At 69.7% G+C, this 17377-nt stretch carries 15 protein-coding genes and 2 pseudogenes; 9 read left to right on the forward strand and 8 right to left on the reverse strand.

All coding sequences use genetic code 11. The features are described from left to right. The 4 genes from DJ010_RS11245 to DJ010_RS11260 are packed head-to-tail and all read right to left on the reverse strand — an operon-like array spanning window position 1 to window position 4388. The gene (locus tag DJ010_RS11245; protein ID WP_109693756.1) at window positions 1-1614 is read right to left on the reverse strand and encodes a class I adenylate-forming enzyme family protein; all 1614 of its coding nucleotides are present in this window, start codon (window positions 1612-1614) and stop codon (window positions 1-3) included. Then, entirely contained in the window at window positions 1611-2393 is a 783-nt protein-coding gene (locus DJ010_RS11250; RefSeq protein ID WP_109693757.1) for a gamma-glutamyl-gamma-aminobutyrate hydrolase family protein, read from the reverse strand. The genes DJ010_RS11245 and DJ010_RS11250 overlap by 4 nt, the downstream gene beginning before the upstream one ends. Then, window positions 2390-3733: a glutamine synthetase family protein gene (locus DJ010_RS11255; RefSeq protein ID WP_109693758.1), complete on the reverse strand. Its 1344-nt coding sequence runs from the start codon at window positions 3731-3733 to the stop codon at window positions 2390-2392. The genes DJ010_RS11250 and DJ010_RS11255 overlap by 4 nt, the downstream gene beginning before the upstream one ends. Continuing rightward, a complete protein-coding gene (locus tag DJ010_RS11260) occupies window positions 3726-4388 on the reverse strand; it encodes a hypothetical protein (RefSeq protein WP_109693759.1) in 663 nt (220 codons plus the stop codon). The genes DJ010_RS11255 and DJ010_RS11260 overlap by 8 nt, the downstream gene beginning before the upstream one ends. 220 nt (window positions 4389-4608) lie before the next feature. Between DJ010_RS11260 and DJ010_RS11265 the strand changes: the two genes are divergently transcribed. From DJ010_RS11265 to DJ010_RS11295, 8 genes and pseudogenes are all read left to right on the forward strand, one after another. Next, window positions 4609-6132 carry a flavin-containing monooxygenase gene (locus tag DJ010_RS11265; RefSeq protein ID WP_109693760.1) on the forward strand — a complete coding sequence of 508 codons (1524 nt, stop codon included), beginning with the start codon at window positions 4609-4611 and terminating at the stop codon, window positions 6130-6132. Next, on the forward strand, window positions 6129-7190 hold the full coding sequence (locus DJ010_RS11270; RefSeq protein ID WP_109693761.1) for an alpha/beta hydrolase: 1062 nt from the start codon (window positions 6129-6131) through the stop codon (window positions 7188-7190). The genes DJ010_RS11265 and DJ010_RS11270 overlap by 4 nt, the downstream gene beginning before the upstream one ends. A 68-nt stretch (window positions 7191-7258) precedes the next feature. Beyond that, window positions 7259-7354, forward strand: a pseudogene (locus tag DJ010_RS22675) (FAD-dependent oxidoreductase); the annotation flags it as partial. Between the two features lie 508 nt (window positions 7355-7862). Beyond that, window positions 7863-8480 (forward strand): annotated as a pseudogene (locus tag DJ010_RS23035) (FAD-dependent oxidoreductase); the annotation flags it as partial. A gap of 118 nt (window positions 8481-8598) precedes the next feature. After that, on the forward strand, window positions 8599-9831 hold the full coding sequence (locus DJ010_RS23060; RefSeq protein ID WP_211318746.1) for an acyl-CoA dehydrogenase family protein: 1233 nt from the start codon (window positions 8599-8601) through the stop codon (window positions 9829-9831). A gap of 237 nt (window positions 9832-10068) precedes the next feature. Beyond that, the gene (locus tag DJ010_RS11285) at window positions 10069-10647 is read left to right on the forward strand and encodes an SDR family oxidoreductase (RefSeq protein WP_245927469.1); all 579 of its coding nucleotides are present in this window, start codon (window positions 10069-10071) and stop codon (window positions 10645-10647) included. Window positions 10648-10680: 33 nt separating this feature from the next. Next, the gene (locus DJ010_RS11290) at window positions 10681-12279 is read left to right on the forward strand and encodes a long-chain-fatty-acid--CoA ligase (protein ID WP_109693762.1); all 1599 of its coding nucleotides are present in this window, start codon (window positions 10681-10683) and stop codon (window positions 12277-12279) included. Between the two features lie 9 nt (window positions 12280-12288). After that, complete coding sequence (locus tag DJ010_RS11295) at window positions 12289-14154, forward strand: FAD-dependent oxidoreductase (protein ID WP_211318747.1); 1866 nt, start codon at window positions 12289-12291, stop codon at window positions 14152-14154. Window positions 14155-14179: 25 nt separating this feature from the next. On the opposite strand, the gene DJ010_RS11300 is transcribed toward DJ010_RS11295, so the two are convergent. The 4 genes from DJ010_RS11300 to DJ010_RS11315 all read right to left on the reverse strand — a co-directional run bounded on the left by DJ010_RS11300 (window position 14180) and on the right by DJ010_RS11315 (window position 16201). After that, window positions 14180-14446, reverse strand: coding sequence for a DUF6510 family protein (locus tag DJ010_RS11300; RefSeq protein ID WP_109693763.1), 267 nt, complete (start codon window positions 14444-14446; stop codon window positions 14180-14182). Between the two features lie 27 nt (window positions 14447-14473). Continuing rightward, on the reverse strand, window positions 14474-15199 hold the full coding sequence (locus DJ010_RS11305; RefSeq protein ID WP_109693764.1) for a ferredoxin reductase: 726 nt from the start codon (window positions 15197-15199) through the stop codon (window positions 14474-14476). Beyond that, window positions 15199-15798 carry a sulfite oxidase-like oxidoreductase gene (locus DJ010_RS11310; RefSeq protein ID WP_109693765.1) on the reverse strand — a complete coding sequence of 200 codons (600 nt, stop codon included), beginning with the start codon at window positions 15796-15798 and terminating at the stop codon, window positions 15199-15201. Before DJ010_RS11310 ends, DJ010_RS11305 begins: the two co-directional genes overlap by 1 nt. 76 nt (window positions 15799-15874) lie before the next feature. Beyond that, window positions 15875-16201, reverse strand: coding sequence for a YidH family protein (locus DJ010_RS11315; RefSeq protein WP_211318748.1), 327 nt, complete (start codon window positions 16199-16201; stop codon window positions 15875-15877). A 66-nt stretch (window positions 16202-16267) separates the two neighbouring features. Between DJ010_RS11315 and DJ010_RS11320 the strand changes: the two genes are divergently transcribed. Next, window positions 16268-17371, forward strand: coding sequence for an aromatic ring-hydroxylating oxygenase subunit alpha (locus tag DJ010_RS11320; protein ID WP_109693767.1), 1104 nt, complete (start codon window positions 16268-16270; stop codon window positions 17369-17371). The last annotated feature ends 6 nt before the right edge of the window (window positions 17372-17377 follow it).

The following is a 17377-nucleotide window of genomic DNA, read 5'->3' on the forward strand; positions in this document are numbered from 1 at the left end:
TCAGCTCCTCGGTCGGGCGAAGTCGTAGGTGGCCCCCGGCTGCTCGGAAGCCCGGGTCTTGAGGGCGGGCTTCGACACCCGCTCTGAGGCCGTGCGGGGGAAGTCGGCGACGAACTCGACGTAGCGGGGCACCTTGAACCGCGCGAGCTGCGCGCCAGCACGCTCGAGCAGCTGCTGCGCCGTGTCCCGGCTCGCGGGCACGCCGTCGCGGAGCTGGACGAAGGCCTTGACCTCCTCGCCCAGCAGGTCGTCGGGCACGGCCACGACGGCCGCCGCGACGACCCGGTCGTCCCGCTCCAGGGCGGCCTCGACCTCGGCACAGGCGACGTTCTCCCCACCGCGACGGACCATGTCCTTGATCCGGCCGACCAGCTGGATGCCGCCGTCCGGTCGACGGACCACCAGGTCGCCGGTGTGCAGCCGACCGTCGCGCAGCACGCCGGCCGTCGCGTCGGGGCGGTTCCAATAGCCGCTCATCATCGGCACGCCGGCGACGACCAGCTCGCCGGCCTCCCCGTCGGGCACCTCGACCTGCGGATCGGCGGGATCGGCGACCCGCACCTGTTTGGTGGGCACCGGGTGGCCCAGGCTGCCACTGCCGACCGCGTCGGCGTCGTCGAACGGGCTGAACAGGTCGATCCCCGACTCGGTCATGCCGTAGACCTCGCGCCAGGGCGCACCCCACCTCTCTTGGAGCTGGGCGTGGAGCGCCACCGGGATGCCCGAGCAGAGCACCATGCGCAGGTCGTTGTCACGGTCCTCCGGGGAGGCCGGCTGCTTGAACAGCAGCGTCGGCATCGACCCGAGCACGTAGAAGAAGGTGGCGCGGTGGTCTCGTACGTCGGCCATGAAGGTGGAGGCGGAGAAGCGCGGCAGGACGACGAGCGGCGCGGCCACGGTGAGTGCCAGCGCGGTGTTCCACTGCGGGTCCATGTAGGAGAACGGCTGCGAGGTCAGCAGCACGTCGTCGAGGCCCAGGCCGGTGGTCGCCGCGCAGATCCAGCCCAGCCGGACCCAGTAGCCGTGGGTGAGCATGCACGCCTTGGGGAAGCCGGTCGTGCCCGAGGTGTACTGGAGGTTGGCGAGGGTGTCGGCCGCGACATCGACGGCGGGCGGCGTCACGGGGAAGCCCTCGGAGCCGTCGTCCGCGACGTCCACGACGCGCACCTCGCCCAGCTCCTCCCCCGCCACGACATCGGCCACCAGGTCGGCGCGTTCCGCGTCGGTGAAGACGACCCGTGCACCCGAGTCGCTCAGGACGAAGGCGAGGTCGGCGCGCTGGTAGCCGCAGTTGACCGGTACGGCGACGCCGCCGGCCTTCAGCGTCGCGAGCCACACGACGGGCCAGTGCACGACGTTCGTCAGCATGATCGCGACCCGGTCGCCGGCGCGGACACCGTCGAGCTCACGCATCCGGTGGGCGAGGCGGGAGGTCCACTCGTCGATCTCGGCGAAGGACCAGGAACATTCACCGAAGCGCAGGAACTCACGATCACCTGCGTCTCGGGCGCGCTCCGCCAGCAGTCCGGTCAGGGTCGGGACCGTCGGCTCGTCTCCCGCCAGGTCCGCGGGGACCGCCGGCCGGCGCGCCAGGTCGGTCAGCTGGGTGTTCACGGCTCACTCCTCTGCAGTAGCTGGGCCGCCTCGCGGACGACCCAGGTGAGCGTGGGGTCGGTGCTCTTCATCCACTCCGGGTGCCACTGCACGCCGAGGACCGGCTGGCCGAGCACCTCGATCACCTCGACGACGCCGTCGGAAGTGCGGCCGGTGACGACCACCCCGGCCCCGCAGCGGTCGACGGCCTGGTGGTGCCAGGAGTTGGTGACGACGTCGCCGTCGAACAGGCTCGCGGCGACGGATCCGGCCTCGAATGAGACGAGGTGGTCGACAGTGCCGTCTGTCGGTGCCGTCTCGGGCGACAGGTGGCTCACGGACCCGGGCGCGAGGTCGGGGACGAGCGTGCCGCCGAGGGCGACGTTGAGGACCTGCATCCCGCGACACACACCCAGCACGGGGATCCCCCGCTCCTGGGCTGCCCGGACGAGGGCGATCTCGTACGCGTCGCGCTCGGGGTCGTGCACCATCGGGTCCGTTCTCGGGTCGATGCCCCGGACCACGGAGGTGTCGCCGCCCCAGTACGCCGGATGCACGTCCTGTCCCCCGGTGATCACGACTCCGGCGAGCCAGGCGCAGACGCCTTCCGGGTCGGTGTCGTAGGACAGGTGCACCGGAAGGCCGCCGGCCTCGGCGACCCGCGTCGCGAAGTCCGACATCGACGTGTCGATGCACCGGTCACCGTACCGCTCGTCGGAGCCCTCGATCAGGGACAGGCGGAGGCGACGGCCGGTGATTCCGATCAACGGCCGCCGTACGGTCTGTCTGGGCGCGCTCACGGGAACTCGAAGTAGCGCTGGGACTCCCACGCGGAGAGCTCGGCGAACGGGTCGCCGCCCTTGGTGTGGAACTCCATCCACTCCCACCGACGCGACGCGACCCAGAAGTCGACGAACTCGTCGCCGAGGTACTCCCGCAGCAGCGGGTCGGCGTCGAGAGCGGCGCCGGCCTTCGACATGGTGTCGGGGATCCGGGACACACCGGAGCTCGCTGGCAGGCACCAGGCCATGTCGGTGACCTGCTCCGGCGGCTCGATCTGCCGCTCGATGCCGGCCAGCACGCCGGCCAGCACGGCGGCGATCGCGAAGTACGGGTTCACGTCGGCTCCGGGCAGTCGGTACTCCAGGCGTGAGTACTTCGGGTGTCCGGTGATCGCGCGGACCGCGGCAGTCTTGTTGTTCACTCCCCAGCTGATGGTGGTCGGCGGGCCGGTGAGGTCGACGAGCCGGCGGTAGGAGGTGATCTGCGGCATCACGATGGAGGTCGCTCCGGCCATGGTGGCCAGCAGTCCCCCGACCGCGTGCTTCATGAGGTCCGAAGGGCCCTCACCGGCGAAGAACCGGTTCACGCTGTCGCTGTTGAGGGAGATGTTGATGTGCGCGCCCTGGCCGAAGCCGGCTGTGGGCTTGGCCATGAACGACACCGTGTGGCCCAGCTCGAAGGCGACCTCGCGCATGATCTGCCGGGTGCGTGCCCAACTGTCTCCGAGCCGGACCGGGTCGGTCGGGGCGAGGTTGAGCTCGGTCTGCCCGGGCGCCGCCTCGTCAGTCCACGCCTCCCAGGTGATGCCGATCTGGTCGAGCCGCTCGACGACGGCGTCCATGTAGACGACCCAGTCGCTCGACCGCGCCAGGTGGTACGTCGCCCCGGCGCTGCCACCGAGCGGCGTGAGGTCCCGGTAGCCGCGCTCCCGGGCCTCCTGGACGGACTCCTCGAACAGCGTCGCCTCGATCTCGACGGCGACCGTGGCGTCGTACCCGCGCTCAGCGAGGCGGGCAACCAGCTTGCGCACGAGGTTGCGGGGACAAATCGGGACGGGCGTGCCGTCCTTGAGCCAGTAGTCACCGATGACCGAGTCCAGGCCGGGCCTCCACTCCACCAGGGTGGCCATGTCGGGGACCATCTGGATGTCGTAGATGTTGCCGCGCCAGTCGGGAAACGCATCGCCGAGCACGATCTCGTTGTTGAGGTCGATCGCGAACAGGATGTCGGCGAACGCGAACCCGCTGTCCTTCCCGACCCGGAACTTCGTGGGCGACACGTTCTTGCCCAGGAGGCTGCCCTCGTGGTTGGTGGCCTCGAGGCGGACGGCGCGCCGGGGCCGGGTGAGCTCAGACATCGAAGCGGACCCTCCAGGAGGCAGCCGTCATCACCGACAGCTGGGAGAGGGTGCCGTCGACCTGCAGGCCGGCGGCCAGTGCGACGAGGAAGTCGTCGGCGCCACTGAAGACGCCGGAGAGGAGGTCGGCGGGCCCGGCAATCCCGTACGTCGTCGCGCCCTCGCCGAAGCGGCCGCGCTCTGAACCGTCGGGTCCGGTGGCTTCGACGACCAGGACGTCCGGGATGCCCGGGATCTCGCGAGTGGCCGCCCAGAACCGCGCGGCCGCATCCCGCCACGGGGCCATCGGGCGCCGGAGCGCACCGAGCAGCGCGGCCGCCAGCTCGGCGTCCCCCGTCGGCTCCTCCGTGGGCGCAAACCGGGCGTTGAGGTCGACCACGACCGACGCAGTCGGCTCCAGGAAGACACCGCTCGTCACCTCGACCACGTCGCCAGCGAGCGTGACCGTGGCTGCCTGCGGGGTGTCGTGCGATCGGACCGCCACGGTGCCGAGGAACCCGGCCACCAGTTCGTCGCCGCCGTCGCGTGCGACGGCCGCCGCGTCGCGCAGCGTGCACCCGATCAGGCGCACCACGGGGGTGGCGTCCTCCTCGACGAGAATGCGGGTCACCTCCAGAGGCGGGGGCGGCGCCTCGATCGTCGTGCTCTCGGTCATTGCTGGTCCTCCGGACTGGTCCGCCATCGTCGATCTTCTTAGTCACATGACTCGATCGTTTGACCATGATGGTGGGACGCGGACCACTTCTTGTCAACCACACGCCGCAAATCCCCACCCGGCACGCAGCTCGCAATCGGCTCCCCCTTGACGGCGCGTGATCACTGCCACAAACTTAGTCATCCGACACAATCAGATGACTAACTCGAAGGACGCAGCGATGAAGCACGAGACGACCACCGAGACCGCCGACATCGTCGTCATCGGCGCCGGGCTCTCGGGCATCGGCGCGGCGAAGTACCTGACAGATGAGTTCCCCGACAAGAGAATCCTGCTGCTGGAGGCCCGAGCTTCGATCGGAGGCACCTGGGACCTGTTCAAGTACCCGGGCATCCGGTCCGACGACGCCGTGCACCACTACGGCTTCGCCTTCAAGCCGTGGCTGCACGAGGACGCGATCGCCGAGGGCCACCTGATCATGGACTACCTGCACGAGACCATGACCGAGTTCGGACTCGACGAGATCCTGCGCCTGCGGCACAGGGTGACCGCCGCCGACTGGTCCAGCGAGCGCGCGGAGTGGACGCTGCAGGTCACCGCAATCGACGAGGCCGGCAACGAGACCCACAAGACCATTCGCACCAGATTCGTCTTCAGCAGCACCGGCTACTACCGCTACGACGAGGGCTACGAGCCGCGGTTCGAGGGTCGTGAGGACTTCCAGGGCGACATCCTGCACCCGCAGAACTGGCCCGAGGACTACGACTACAGCAGCAAGCGCGTCGTGATCATCGGCAGCGGCGCGACCGCCGTGACCATGCTCCCCGCGATGGTCAAGGGCGACAGCGCGGCAGCCCACGTCACCATGCTGCAGCGGACCCCGAGCTACATCGCATCCATCCCCCGGGTGGACAAGGTCGCCCACGCGCTCATGAAGGTCTTCGGCGTCGAGCGCGGCTACGCCCTGACGCGCCGCAAGAACATCTGGCGCGACCACTTCCTCGTCACGGTCATGAGCCGGTTCCCCAGGTTCGGGCGCTGGCTCGTCCGCAGCATGACGGCCAAGGAGCTGCCCAAGGGCTTCGACGTCGACGCCCACTTCTCGCCGCCGTACAACCCCTGGGACCAGCGCCTGTGCGCCACCCCGGACGGCGACTTCTTCCAGGCGATCCGCGAGGGGAGTGCCGACGTGGTGACCGACCAGATCGAGCGGATCACCAAGGACGGCATCTTGTTGAAGTCCGGCCAGCACCTCGAGGCCGACCTCATCGTCACCGCCACCGGCCTCGCCCTGCAGATGCTCGGCGGCATCAAGCCGACCGTGGACGGGACCCTGGTCAACGTCGCCGACTCGGTGCTCTACCGCGGCGCCCTGATCTCCGGCGTCCCCAACTGGGCCATGATGCTCGGCTTCACGAAGGCGACCTGGACCCTGCGCATCCCCAATGTGACCCGCCTCGTTGCCGAGGTGATCCGCGAGATGGACCGCAAGGGCTTCGACACCGCACTGCCCGTCGCGCCGGAAGGCATGCCCACCACGGACCTCTTCGACCTCTCGTCCGGCTACATGCAGCGGGCGAAGGACAAGCTCCCGCGCCAGGGCACCGGCCTGCCGTGGCAGATGCACACGACGTTCGTCAGGGACAACCGGCTCTTCAAGGGACGGCTCATCCACGACGACATCAAGTTCTCGAATCGAGCCGCCGAGGCCCCGCACGTGGCCAGCGTGGAGGCAGCATCATGAGCGAGCCGCGCTTCACGGTCGCCCAGCGCCTGCAGCGGACCCTGCTGGTCCTTCTGAGCCGCCTGCCCGCGGGCCTGCAGCGGCTGCTGGCGAAGCCGCCGGTCAACAGAGCCGGCGACACCATGGCCCCGGATGTCGCGCTGCTGATGAAGCTCAGTGAGCCGGGTCCCGACTACAGCGACCTGCCACCCGCCGAGGCGCGGGCCACGACCGAGCATGACCTGCTCCTGTTCGCATCGCGTATCGGGGCCTGCGCCGTCGAGGAAGAGATCGAGGTCTCGCCAGAGGTCCAGCTCACCCGCTGCAGCAACGGCACCCCGTCGCGCGGGCTGATCCTCTTCTTCCACGGTGGCGGCTTCGTCATCGGCAGCCGGGCCAGCTACACCGCACCCGCGCGCATGCTCGCGCACGGCACCGGGGCCGACGTCGTCTCGGTCGAGTACCGCGTGGCGCCGGAGGATCCGTTCCCGGCCGCCCAGGACGACGCGGTCGTCGCCTGGCGGTACGTCGTGGAGCACGCCGCTGAGTGGGGGGTCGACCCGCAGCGCATCGTCGTCGCGGGCGAGAGCGCCGGGGGCAACATCGCCGCCGTACTGTGCCAGCAGCTGCGGGACGAGCAAGTGAAGCCGATGCTGCAGGTGCTCATCCAGCCGGTCACCGATCTTGTGGAACACCGCCCCTCCCAGGATGAGTTCGCGGGCTCTCCGGCGCTGTCGGCCAAGCAGATCGCCTGGTTCATCGACAACTACCTTCCGGAGGGCACCGACAAGGCGGACCCCCGCGTCTCGCCGCTCCGGGCGACCTCGCTGGAGGGCCTGCCGCCCGCGATCGTCAACCTGGCGGGCTTCGACCCGCTCCACGACGACGGCACGGCCTACGCCACCGCCCTCCTCGAGGCCGGCGTGCCCGTCGAGGTCACGCGCGAGGCAGGCCAGGTCCACGGCTACATCTCCTACACCGCGGTCAGCCCGAGCTGCCGGCAGGCGACCGAGCGACTCGTCGCCTCGGTCTCCGCTGCGCTCGACCGCGCCGACCACACCGTCACGAAGGCGAGCTGAGCATGGCCACCACACCCACCCCCCACGTCCGCGAGGAGACCCACGAGGTCGTCGTCATCGGAGCCGGCATGGCCGGCCTGACGGCGGCCACCACCCTCGCCGGCCGCGACGTGGTCGTGCTCGAGGCGAGCGACCGCGCGGGCGGCCGGGTCGACACCGTTCGCCGGGGCGACTACTGGATCAACGTCGGCACCCAGTTCACCGAGGGCACCGGCCCGCTCATCGATGCGTTGCACCGGCACCGGGTGCCGCTCGGCACCCTCGAGGGCAAGTCGGTCGCCCTCGCACTCGGTGGAAAGCACGTCGACACCTCGAACCCGTTCGCCCTCATGTTCAAGTCGAAGATGACGTGGCGCGACCGCTACGGACTCGCCCTGGTCGGCGCCCGGATCCTCGCGAACGTGCCGTTCCTGGAGATGGGTGAGACCAACCGGTGGGCCAACCGGGTCCGCGCCAAGCTCGACCGCCGGCGTGCGGACTTCGTGCTCGAGGGCGTCTCGTCCGAGCTGACGCACGAGATGGTCCGGTCGTGGTCGGGGCAGTGGATGGGCTGCGAGCCCGAAGAGACCGCCGCGCGGCAGTTCGTCTTCTCCATGGGCATCCTGCTGACCGACCCCGAGAAGGCCGAACCTGACGCTGCCGCAGGGCGGCAACCAGACGCTCACCGACATCCTGGCCGAGGACCTCGGGGAGAGGATCCGGCTCAGCTCGCCGGTGAGCTCGGTCGAGTGGACCGACGACGGCGTCGTCGTCGACTACCAGGACGCCGCGGGGCCTGCCCGGATCGAGGCCCGCCGGGCCGTCGTCGCCGTCCCCGCCGACGTGGCCCTGAAGATCATGCCGGGGCTGCCGCCGGCGTACCGCACGGCTTTCGAGTCGATCCACTACGGCCGCTACGTGGTGGTGGGCTTCTTCACCCACGAGGAGGGCGAGCCGCAGCGCTGGGACGACTTCCTCGCCGTCTCGACCCCGGGGCGCTCGTTCCAGGCGATCTTCAACCACGCCGCCGCCGTACGCCGTGGGAACGTGCGCCGGCCCGGCGGTGCGCTGGCCTGCTTCGCGGGTGGTGCCGAGGCCGACCGGCTCTTCGAGCTCAGCGACGAGGAGATCATCGCGCGATTCACCGCCGACCTGTTCGAGGTCTATCCGGAGCTCGAGGGCAAGGTCGACGCCGGCATCCTCCGACGCCACCCGCGCGTCGTGCCGTTCTGGGGACCTGGCGGTCGTGCGTCGCTCGAGACCCTCCAGCAGAGCCTGGGGCCGGTCCACCTCGCGGGCGACTACGCCCTCGACATGCCCTCCCTCGCCGATGCCGCCGCCTCCGGCGAGCTGGCCGCCCGGCGGGTGCTGGCGAGCCTGCCCCTGCTTGACCGTCCACCCTGCCCCATCAGCAGCCCGAAAGGCGACCATGACCCCCGCGCAGCACCCCGTCCGCCAGGCCGACCGGCTCTACCACGACCTGCTCTCCCCCACCGAGACCCTCGACGTCCGGGAGCGGACGCGCAAGATCGCCACCGACGTGGTGGCCCCGGCCGCGCGCCAGATCGCCAACGGCGACGAGCGCGTCGAGGGGTTCCCGCGCGAGGTCTTCGACGGGCTCGCCGCGGCCGGCCTGTTCCGGGTGCCGTTCGCCGCCGAGGTGGGCGGCGAGGGCCTGGCCCACACGGTCACCGCCACCGCGGTCGCGATCGAGGAGCTGGCCTACTACTCGAGCTCCGTCGCCGCCGTCTTCGACGTCCACTGCATCCTCGCCGGCAACGCGCTGACCCACGGCACCGAGGCCCAGCAGCAACGGTGGCTGCGGCCGGTCGCCGAGGGCACCATGGTGGGGGCGTTCGCCACCACCGAGCCGCTCGCCTCCTCCGACCTGAGTCCGCAGGCGGTGCAGACGGTCGCCGTACGGCACGGCGACGCCTGGGTCCTCAACGGCCACAAGCGCTGGATCTCGAACTCCCCGGTCGCCGGCTTCATCGCCACGCTGGCCCGCACTGAGGATCGGCTGTCCATGTTCATCGTGGACACCCACCCTCCCCGGCGTGCGCGTCGGCGAGCCGGACCAGAAGATGGGCAACCGCGGCCAACTCACGGCCGACGTCTGGTTCGAGGACGTCGAGCTGTACGACGACGCACTCCTCGGCGGCGAGCCGGGGCAGGGCCTCCGCCACGCGCTGGCCACGCTGACCCTCGGGCGGATCGGCATCGCGGCGGCCGGCGTCGGCATGGCGCAGGCGGCGTTCGACCACGCCGTCGGGCACCTGTCGACTCGGGAGGCGTTGGGAGGAAGCTGGCCGCCAACCAGCACTGGCAGTTCCTGATGGCCGAGCGGGCGACGGAGATCGAGAACGCCCGAAGCCTCTACCTCAAGGCGGCGCTGCGCCGCGACGCCGGCGAGGTGTTCCCCGAGCCGGAGGCATCGATGTCGAAGTTCTATGGCAGTCGCCTGGCGGTCGACATGGCGCGCGACGCCATCCAGGTGTTCGGCGGACTCGGCTTCGCCCGCGAGCTCAGCGCCGACAGCACCCCCGGACCGGTCGAGGCGATCTACCGCGACAGCAAGATCGGCGAGATCTACGAAGGCGCCAACGAGATCCTCAAGTGGGTCGTGGCGCGCAACATCTTCGGCAAGGAGATCACCGGATGAGCCTCTCCGGCCGCACCCTCCTCATGTCGGGCGGCAGCCGCGGGATCGGCCTGGCCATCGCGGTCGCGGCCGCCCGCCGCGGCGCGAACGTCGTCCTGCTGGCGAAGACCGACACCCCGCACCCGCGTCTGTCCGGGACCATCCACACCGCCGCCGCCGAGATCGAGGCAGCCGGCGGGCGCCCTTCCCGTCGTCGGCGACGTCCGCGACGAGGCGTCGGTCGAGGACGCCGTCGCGCTGGCCGTGGACCGGTTCGGCGGCATCGACATCGTCGTCAACAACGCCTCAGCGCTCGCCGTCGACGGCACCGAGACGCTGCCGATGAAGCGATTCGACCTGATGACCGCGATCCAGCTCCGCGGCACCTACCTGCTCACCGGCAAGGCGCTCCCGCACCTGCGCAAGGGGGCCAACCCGCACATCCTCTCGCTCAGCCCACCCCTCAACCTGTCCCCCGCCTGGCTGGGCGCGCACCCGGCGTACACGATGGCCAAGTACGGAATGACGCTGCTGACGATGGGATGGGCGGCGGAGTACGCCGCGGACGGCGTGGCCGCCAACTCCCTGTGGCCGCAGACCTACATCGCCACTGACGCGGTGAAGAACATCCTCGGCGGCGATGCTGCTCTGAGCAGGTCCCGTTCACCCGAGATCGTGGCCGATGCCGCCGTCGCCATCCTCGAAAGGCCGGCAAGCGAGTGCACCGGCAACACGTTCCTGGACGTCGAGGTGCTCCGCGATGCCGGGGTCACCGATCTGTCGCCCTACGGCGGGACGGGTGAGCTCGAGTACGACATCTTCGTCGACCGTCCGTGAAGACCGAACCAACGAACAAGCCTGAGGATCACCATGCTGAACCTTGCCTCCCTGCTCGAGGACTCCGTCCGCGCCTACCCCGACCGCGATGCCGTCGTGCTCGGCCCGACCCGGCTGACCTACGCGCAGGTGGACGCCGCGGCCAACCAGGTGGCGAACCTGCTCGTGCAGCGCGGGATCGAGCGCGGCGACAAGGTCGCCCTGATGTGCCCGAACCTGCCGTACTTCCCGATCGTCTACTACGGCATCCTCAAGGCCGGTGCCGTCGTCGTGCCTCTCAACGTGCTGCTCAAGGGACGCGAGGTCGCCTACCACCTTGCTGACTCTGACGCGAAGGCGCTGTTCGCCTTCGAAGGCAGGGGAGAACTGCCGATCGGCGCCGAGGCGAAGGCCGGCTTCGACCAAGCAGACGCCTGCACGGAGCTCTTCCTCGTCACGGTCGATCCGGGCGCGCCCTCGCAGATGGACGGGGTCGAGACACTCGGCCAGGCCGTGGCGGGCCTGCCGACGACCTTCGCGACGGTGGCGACCGATGCCAACGACACCGCGGTCATCCTCTACACCTCCGGCACCACCGGCCAGCCGAAGGGCGCCGAGCTGCGCCACCGCAACATGCGCGACAACGCGCTGGTCAGCAGGGAGTTGTTCGGCTGCGACGCAGGTCGGCCGGACACCTACCTGTGCGTGCTGCCGCTCTTCCACTCCTTCGGCCAGACCGTCATCCAAAATGCCGGCTTCGCCTTCGGCGGCACCGTGGTGATGCTGCCGCGCTTCGAACCAGCCGCCGCGATCGACGCCATGCTCAAGGAGTCGGTGACGTTCTTCGCCGGGGTACCGACGATGTACTGGGGGCTGCTCGGTGCGCTCCGAGAGGACACCGACGTGCAGGCGCTGGCGAAGAACCTGCGCATGACGGTCGCCGGCGGGTCCGCACTACCCGTCGAGGTACACCGGGAGGTCGAGCAGCGCTTGGGCGTGTCGATCGCCGAGGGCTACGGCCTCTCCGAGACCTCCCCCGTCGCCTCGTTCGCACCGTACGGCGAGCCGCCGCGTCCCGGCTCCATCGGCAGGCCCATCCCCGGGGTCGAGATGAAGCTCATCGCACCCGACTCCTGGGCCGAGATCGAGTGGTCCCCCGACGCGATCGGCGAGATCGCCATCAGGGGCCACAACGTGATGAAGGGTTACTACAAGCGCCCGGACGCGACCGCCGAGGTCATCGACAACGAGGGCTGGTTCCGCAGCGGCGACCTCGCGCGACGAGACGATGAGGGCTACTACTACATCGTCGACCGGTCCAAGGACCTGATCATCAGGGGCGGCTTCAACGTCTACCCGCGTGAGATCGAAGAGGTTCTCCTGACGCATCCCGACATCAGCCTGACGGCAGTCGTCGGTGTCCCCCACGAGAGCCACGGCGAGCAGGTCAAGGCCTTCGTCATCCTCCAGCCCGGGTCCCGCCTCACCGAGGAGGAGCTCATCGCCTGGGCGAAGGCGCAGATGGCGTCGTACAAGTACCCGCGTCTCGTCGAGTTCGTCGACAGCCTGCCGATGACCGCCACCGGGAAGATCCTCAAGCGCGAGCTGGTGCGAGGAACCTCGATGACCGCACCGCTGACCGCGGGCGCGTGAGACTGCTTCGTGACCGACGCAACCGAGAGCCGGATGCCACGAATTCAGCCCGCGGCAGCGGGGCATCACATCCTCGTCGAGGCTGAGGAGTTCGACGACTTCGGCGGGTGGACGCTGGACTCCCAGTTCGAGACGGAGATGGGGTCGCCATACCTTCTCGCCCACGGCCTTGGTGTCCCCGTGGCCGATGCCACCACGACGATCGACGTCGAGCGGGCCGGCTCCTATCGAGTATGGGTGCGTTCCAAGGATTGGGTGCCCACCCACCATCCCGGTCGCTTCGCCGTCTCTGTCAACGGTCAGCGGCTGCCGATTGAGTTCGGCGCTGGCGGTGGTGATTGGGGCTGGGAGGACGCCGGCCGGATCGACCTGGGCGTGGGCCGGGCCGGGATCACGCTCACCGACCTGACCGGCTTCGACGGTCGCTGTGACGCCATCTACCTGACCACCAACGACGACGAGCCACCTAACGGAGCCGACCCGGACAGCCGGGCCTGGAGGCGCCGGCTCCGCGGACTCCCCGACCATCTGGTGGACGGCGGATCCTTCGATCTGGTGGTCACCGGCGGTGGCGTGACGGGCTCTGCGGCCGCGCTCGCCGCAGGTCGTCTCGGCCTGACCGTTGCCCTCATCCACAATCGCCCCGTCCTGGGTGGCAACGCGAGCACCGAGATCGGCCTGACCCCCCGGGGAGAGACCGGCCCCCTCATCAAGGCACTGTCCGCGCGCTCGGAGGACGGCGATCTCGCCGCTCTCGATCTCCTGCGAGCAGAGCCGACCGTGTCGGTGTTCCTCGAACACCAGGTCTTCGACGTCCTGCGTGTGGGTGACCGCATCGTCTCGGTCGACGCCCGGGAGGCCCGCTCCGGGCGCGAGAGCCGATTCCGCGCCGAGATGTTCATCGACTGCACCGGGACCGCGATCCTCGGCCTGCTCGCCGGCGCCGAGACCATGTTCGGCTACGAGAACCGCGCCGAGTACGGCGAACCACTGGCACCAGACGAGCGTGTCGAGTCGCACCACGGAAACACCTTGTTCTTCAGGACCCGGGAGCGAGACCACCTCTCGGAGTTCCCCGACGTTCCGTGGGCAGTCGAGGTCGCCCATGACTACGCCAACCTGGGCGGTCAGCTTGAACGCCCTGGCGTCGACAATGTCGCGGGCCCGGTCGCCGGACCTGCCCGAATTCCTGACCCATCCGTCCGACGCCGCATGCTCCAACCGTTGACCCACTTCTGGGAGTACGGCCATGACCTCGACCCGTACACCGAGGCCGAGCACATCCGTGACCACCTCTTACGGGCGGTGTACGGCACGTTCTCCAACGTCAAGACGCTCGAACCGGAGACCCATGCGAACCTCGCCCTCGACTGGGTCGCGTTCGTGCCGGGGCAGGGCGAGTTCCGGCGCTACAAGGGTGCCTACGTGCTGACCGAGAACGACATCCGGGAGCACCGCAGGTTCGATGACACGGTCGTGTGGAACTCCGGCGCGTTCTGCTTGCACCATCCGGGTCACGAGAGGTACGACTTCCGGCTCCGGGACTGGACGTGGGACACCCGCGACGGCAAGCCCTTCGCGGTGCCCTTCCGGTGCCTGTACTCGATCGACCTCGACAACCTGATGATGGCCGGCAAACACATCAGTGTGACCCACATCGCCGGGTCCGTGACCAAGTTCATGGGCAACGGTGGCCAGCACGCCATCGCGACGGCAGCCGCGGCCGAGCTCTGCCGGAAGTACGACGTCACGCCAAGGGAGCTCTGCGACAACCACCTGGACGAGCTCCGCGAAACAATCGAGGAGCTCGGCGGATCAGTCGTAAGCCCGGTTCGCAGCACGACGGGACGGCGGCGGCCATCGACGCGATGCTGACGTCGCGCAACGCTGGCGCGTCAGCTCATCCTCCGGCTGCAGGCAGACGCAGGCTTGCCATCCCCGCGAGGTCGAGCCAGATCGAGTCCGCTGTCCTCGTCACGCGCAGCAGGACGTCGTCACAGCCCGGGCAGCGGGCGACGAGTCCCGGACCCGGACCATAGACCGCGAGCTCTGCGACGGTGGAGTTGCGACCGCATCCGCCGCAGCAGGCCGTCGCCGTCGTCACCTCGACCGCGAAGACATCGGACAGCGGTCCGGCCAGCATGTTCCCGTCGTACGTCGCCGTCATCTCGGCTCCTTCTTCCTCGTGGTGCGCTCAGGCGCCGCCGAATCGCTCGGTGCGGATCCGCGTCGCGTCGTGGCCCGTCGCCAGCAGCATGGCGGCGACCGACTCGACGAACCCGGTCGGCCCGCAGACGTAGACGGTCGGCTCGAAGTCGGGTGGCCAGCCGTGGGCCGCGAGGTCGTCGGGGGTCAGCCGGCCGGGCGGCCGCGGGTCGTTCTCGGGCGCCACCCGGGTGTGGACCCAGGCGACGTCGAGGCCGCCGTCCTCAGCCGACCGCCGACGGAGCTCCGCAGCGTAGATCCGGTCGGCGGGCGAGCGCACGGAGTAGATCAACCGGAAGGGCGCACGGCTCGTGCCGGCCCTGACCCGGATCATCGACATCAGCGGCACGATCCCGGACCCTCCGGCGACCAGGAGCACGGGTTCCCGTTGCTCGGGCCGCCAGACGAACCAGCCACCGAGGGGCCCGCGGAGCTCGACCTCGTCGTCGACGGCGAGGTCGTCCGCCAGGAACGGGGAGACTTCCCCGTTCTCGAGCCGCTGCACGGTGACCTCGATGCGGTCACCGTCCGTGGGTGCAGCGATCGAGTAGCTTCTCGATGCTTGGTACCCGTCCTCCGCAGTCAGCCGGACGTCGACGTGCTGGCCGGGGAGGTGGCCGGGCCAGTCCTGAGCTTGGAGGACGAGAGTGGTGGCCGTTGCCGTCTCCGGCCGCCGATCCACCAGGGCAGCCGGCCGCCAGGCGCTCCGCACCATCAGTCGCCCTGGTACCGCTGCTCGCGCCACGGGTCGCCGTACTCGTGGTAGCCCAGCTGTTCCCAGAAACCAGGGTCGTCCTCGAGCAGCAGGTCGATGCCGCGGACCCACTTGGCCGACTTCCAGAGGTACAGGTGAGGCACCAGCAGCCGCGCCGGACCCCCGTGCTCGGAGGTGAGCGCGTCGCCGTCGTACTCGAAGGCAACCCAGGCCTGCCCGTCCAGCAGGTCCTCGAGGGGGAGGTTGGTGGTGTAGCCGCCGTGGCTGTGGACGAGTGCATAGTCGGCGACCGTCTCCACGTCCTCCAGCAACACGTCGAGCGACACTCCGCGCCAGGCGGTGTCGAGCTTCGACCACCTCGTGACGCAATGAAGGTCGACGGTGACCTCCTCGGCGGGCAGGGTCATCAGGTCCGTCCAGGACCACTCGTGGCGGACGCCGGTCTCGGTGGTCACCGTGAACGACCACTCCTCGGGTGGGATCAGTGGCGTCGGACCCGTCGACAGCACCGGGAAGTCGTGGGTGAGGTACTGCCCCGGCGGCAACCGTTCGTCGTCGCCCGACCGGTGGCCACGAAATCCACGGGTGATGATCGGCATCGGTTCCCTCCGTCCCCGGCAGGGCCCCAGCATGCCCGATGCCGGATGCCGGCGACCAGATGCGCAGAGCCCGCGTTCAGGCCACGAGGATGAGCACGACCACCGCGCCGGCGACGGCCGCGACCGCGAGCGCCACCAGCAGGTGGGAACGCGGCTGGGGGACGGGCGCTCCGGCGGCGATCGCGTCCTCCACCCGACGCCACCGGGCCCACGCCAGGATCGCCGCCCCGCCCCCGGTGAGTGCGAGCAGACCGGCGATGACGCGGACCGCGGGGTCCGGCCACGGGAGGTCGATCGCCACGATGGCGGCGGCGGCCGCGAGCAGACCCAGCGCGGTGCGCACCCAGGCCAGGAAGGTGCGCTCGTTGGCCAAGGAGTAGCGCGGGTCGACGTCGTCAGGCACGACGTCATGATGCCCTGCGCACAACGACTCGTGACAAGCGCAACTGACTGACCGTACAGTTAGTGAATGGCAACGGACGTCCGTCAGACCCTTCCCGGTGCGGCCTACCACTCCGCGGAGACCTACGCCCTCGACACCGAGCGGGTGTTCTACCGCAACTGGATCTACGTCGGTCGCGCCGAACGGGTCGCGAAGCCGGGAGCCTGGTTGCGGGTCGAGATCGCCGACGAGAGCATCCTGGTGGTGCGGGGCAAGGACGAACGGATCCGCGCCTTCTACAACGTCTGCCGGCACCGCGGCTCCCGGATCTGCGACGACGAGCGGGGCGAGGTTCGGACTCATCTGCGCTGCCCCTACCACGCGTGGGGCTACGCCCTCGATGGCACGCTGGTGACCACGCCGATGATCGAGAAGGACGAGATCGACCGTCCCTCGACGTCGCTGTGGCCGGTGCACGTCGATGTCTGGGAGGGGTTCGTCTTCGTCAACCTCTCGCGCGACGAGCCGATCCCGCTGCTCGACCACCTCGCCGACCAGCAGGACGAGCCGCTCGCTCTGGCGAAGTACGGCCTCGCCGACCTTCGGATCGCCAAGGTCACCGTCAACGAGGTCCGGGCGAACTGGAAGGTCGTCATCGAGAACTACAACGAGTGCCTCCACTGCCCGACCATCCACCCCGAGCTGGTCGCCGTCGTCCCGGCCTACAAGAAGGGTGACATCTTCGAGGAGGGGCGGTCGGACGGCGGCGTGTCCCTGGCCGACGGGCGGACCGCGATCGTCGACGATCCGCGACTCAGGCTGCCGCTACTGCCCGGGTTCGAGAACGCGGGCGACGCGGCGTCGTACTTCGGGGCCCTGGTCTACCCGACCATGTTTCTCGACGTCGACGGGTCGAGCTGCCTGGCCACCGCGGTGTTCCCCACCGGGCCCCAGAGCTGCCGGCTGGTGACCGAGTACCTCTTCAGCCCGGAGGCGCTCGCCGACCCCGCCTTCGATCCGTCGCCCGTCGTCGAGTTCAACGAGCGGGTCACCCGGCAGGACAACGAGGCCTGCGAGCGGGTGCAGCACGGCGTCACCTCGCGCGCGTTCGAGCACGGGGTCTTCCCGGCCAAGGACGGCTGGGTCTACGAGTTCGACCAGCGGTACCTGAGGGACGTCGAGACCATCTGACGATCA

The sequence above is a fragment of the Nocardioides silvaticus genome (assembly GCF_003160695.1).
GTDB classification, from domain to species: Bacteria; Actinomycetota; Actinomycetes; order Propionibacteriales; family Nocardioidaceae; genus Nocardioides; species Nocardioides silvaticus.

Bases quoted from the DNA above. Each gene is read 5' to 3' on its own strand.
- DJ010_RS11255 (WP_109693758.1), bottom strand. From the start codon at position 3,733: ATGTCTGAGCTCACCCGGCCCCGGCGCGCCGTCCGCCTCGAGGCCACC.
- DJ010_RS11260 (WP_109693759.1), bottom strand. From the start codon at position 4,388: ATGACCGAGAGCACGACGATCGAGGCGCCGCCCCCGCCTCTGGAGGTG.
- DJ010_RS11265 (WP_109693760.1), top strand. From the start codon at position 4,609: ATGAAGCACGAGACGACCACCGAGACCGCCGACATCGTCGTCATCGGC.
- DJ010_RS11270 (WP_109693761.1), top strand. From the start codon at position 6,129: ATGAGCGAGCCGCGCTTCACGGTCGCCCAGCGCCTGCAGCGGACCCTG.
- DJ010_RS23060 (WP_211318746.1), top strand. From the start codon at position 8,599: ATGACCCCCGCGCAGCACCCCGTCCGCCAGGCCGACCGGCTCTACCAC.
- DJ010_RS11290 (WP_109693762.1), top strand. From the start codon at position 10,681: ATGCTGAACCTTGCCTCCCTGCTCGAGGACTCCGTCCGCGCCTACCCC.
- DJ010_RS11300 (WP_109693763.1), bottom strand. From the start codon at position 14,446: ATGACGGCGACGTACGACGGGAACATGCTGGCCGGACCGCTGTCCGAT.
- DJ010_RS11305 (WP_109693764.1), bottom strand. From the start codon at position 15,199: ATGGTGCGGAGCGCCTGGCGGCCGGCTGCCCTGGTGGATCGGCGGCCG.
- DJ010_RS11310 (WP_109693765.1), bottom strand. From the start codon at position 15,798: ATGCCGATCATCACCCGTGGATTTCGTGGCCACCGGTCGGGCGACGAC.
- DJ010_RS11320 (WP_109693767.1), top strand. From the start codon at position 16,268: ATGGCAACGGACGTCCGTCAGACCCTTCCCGGTGCGGCCTACCACTCC.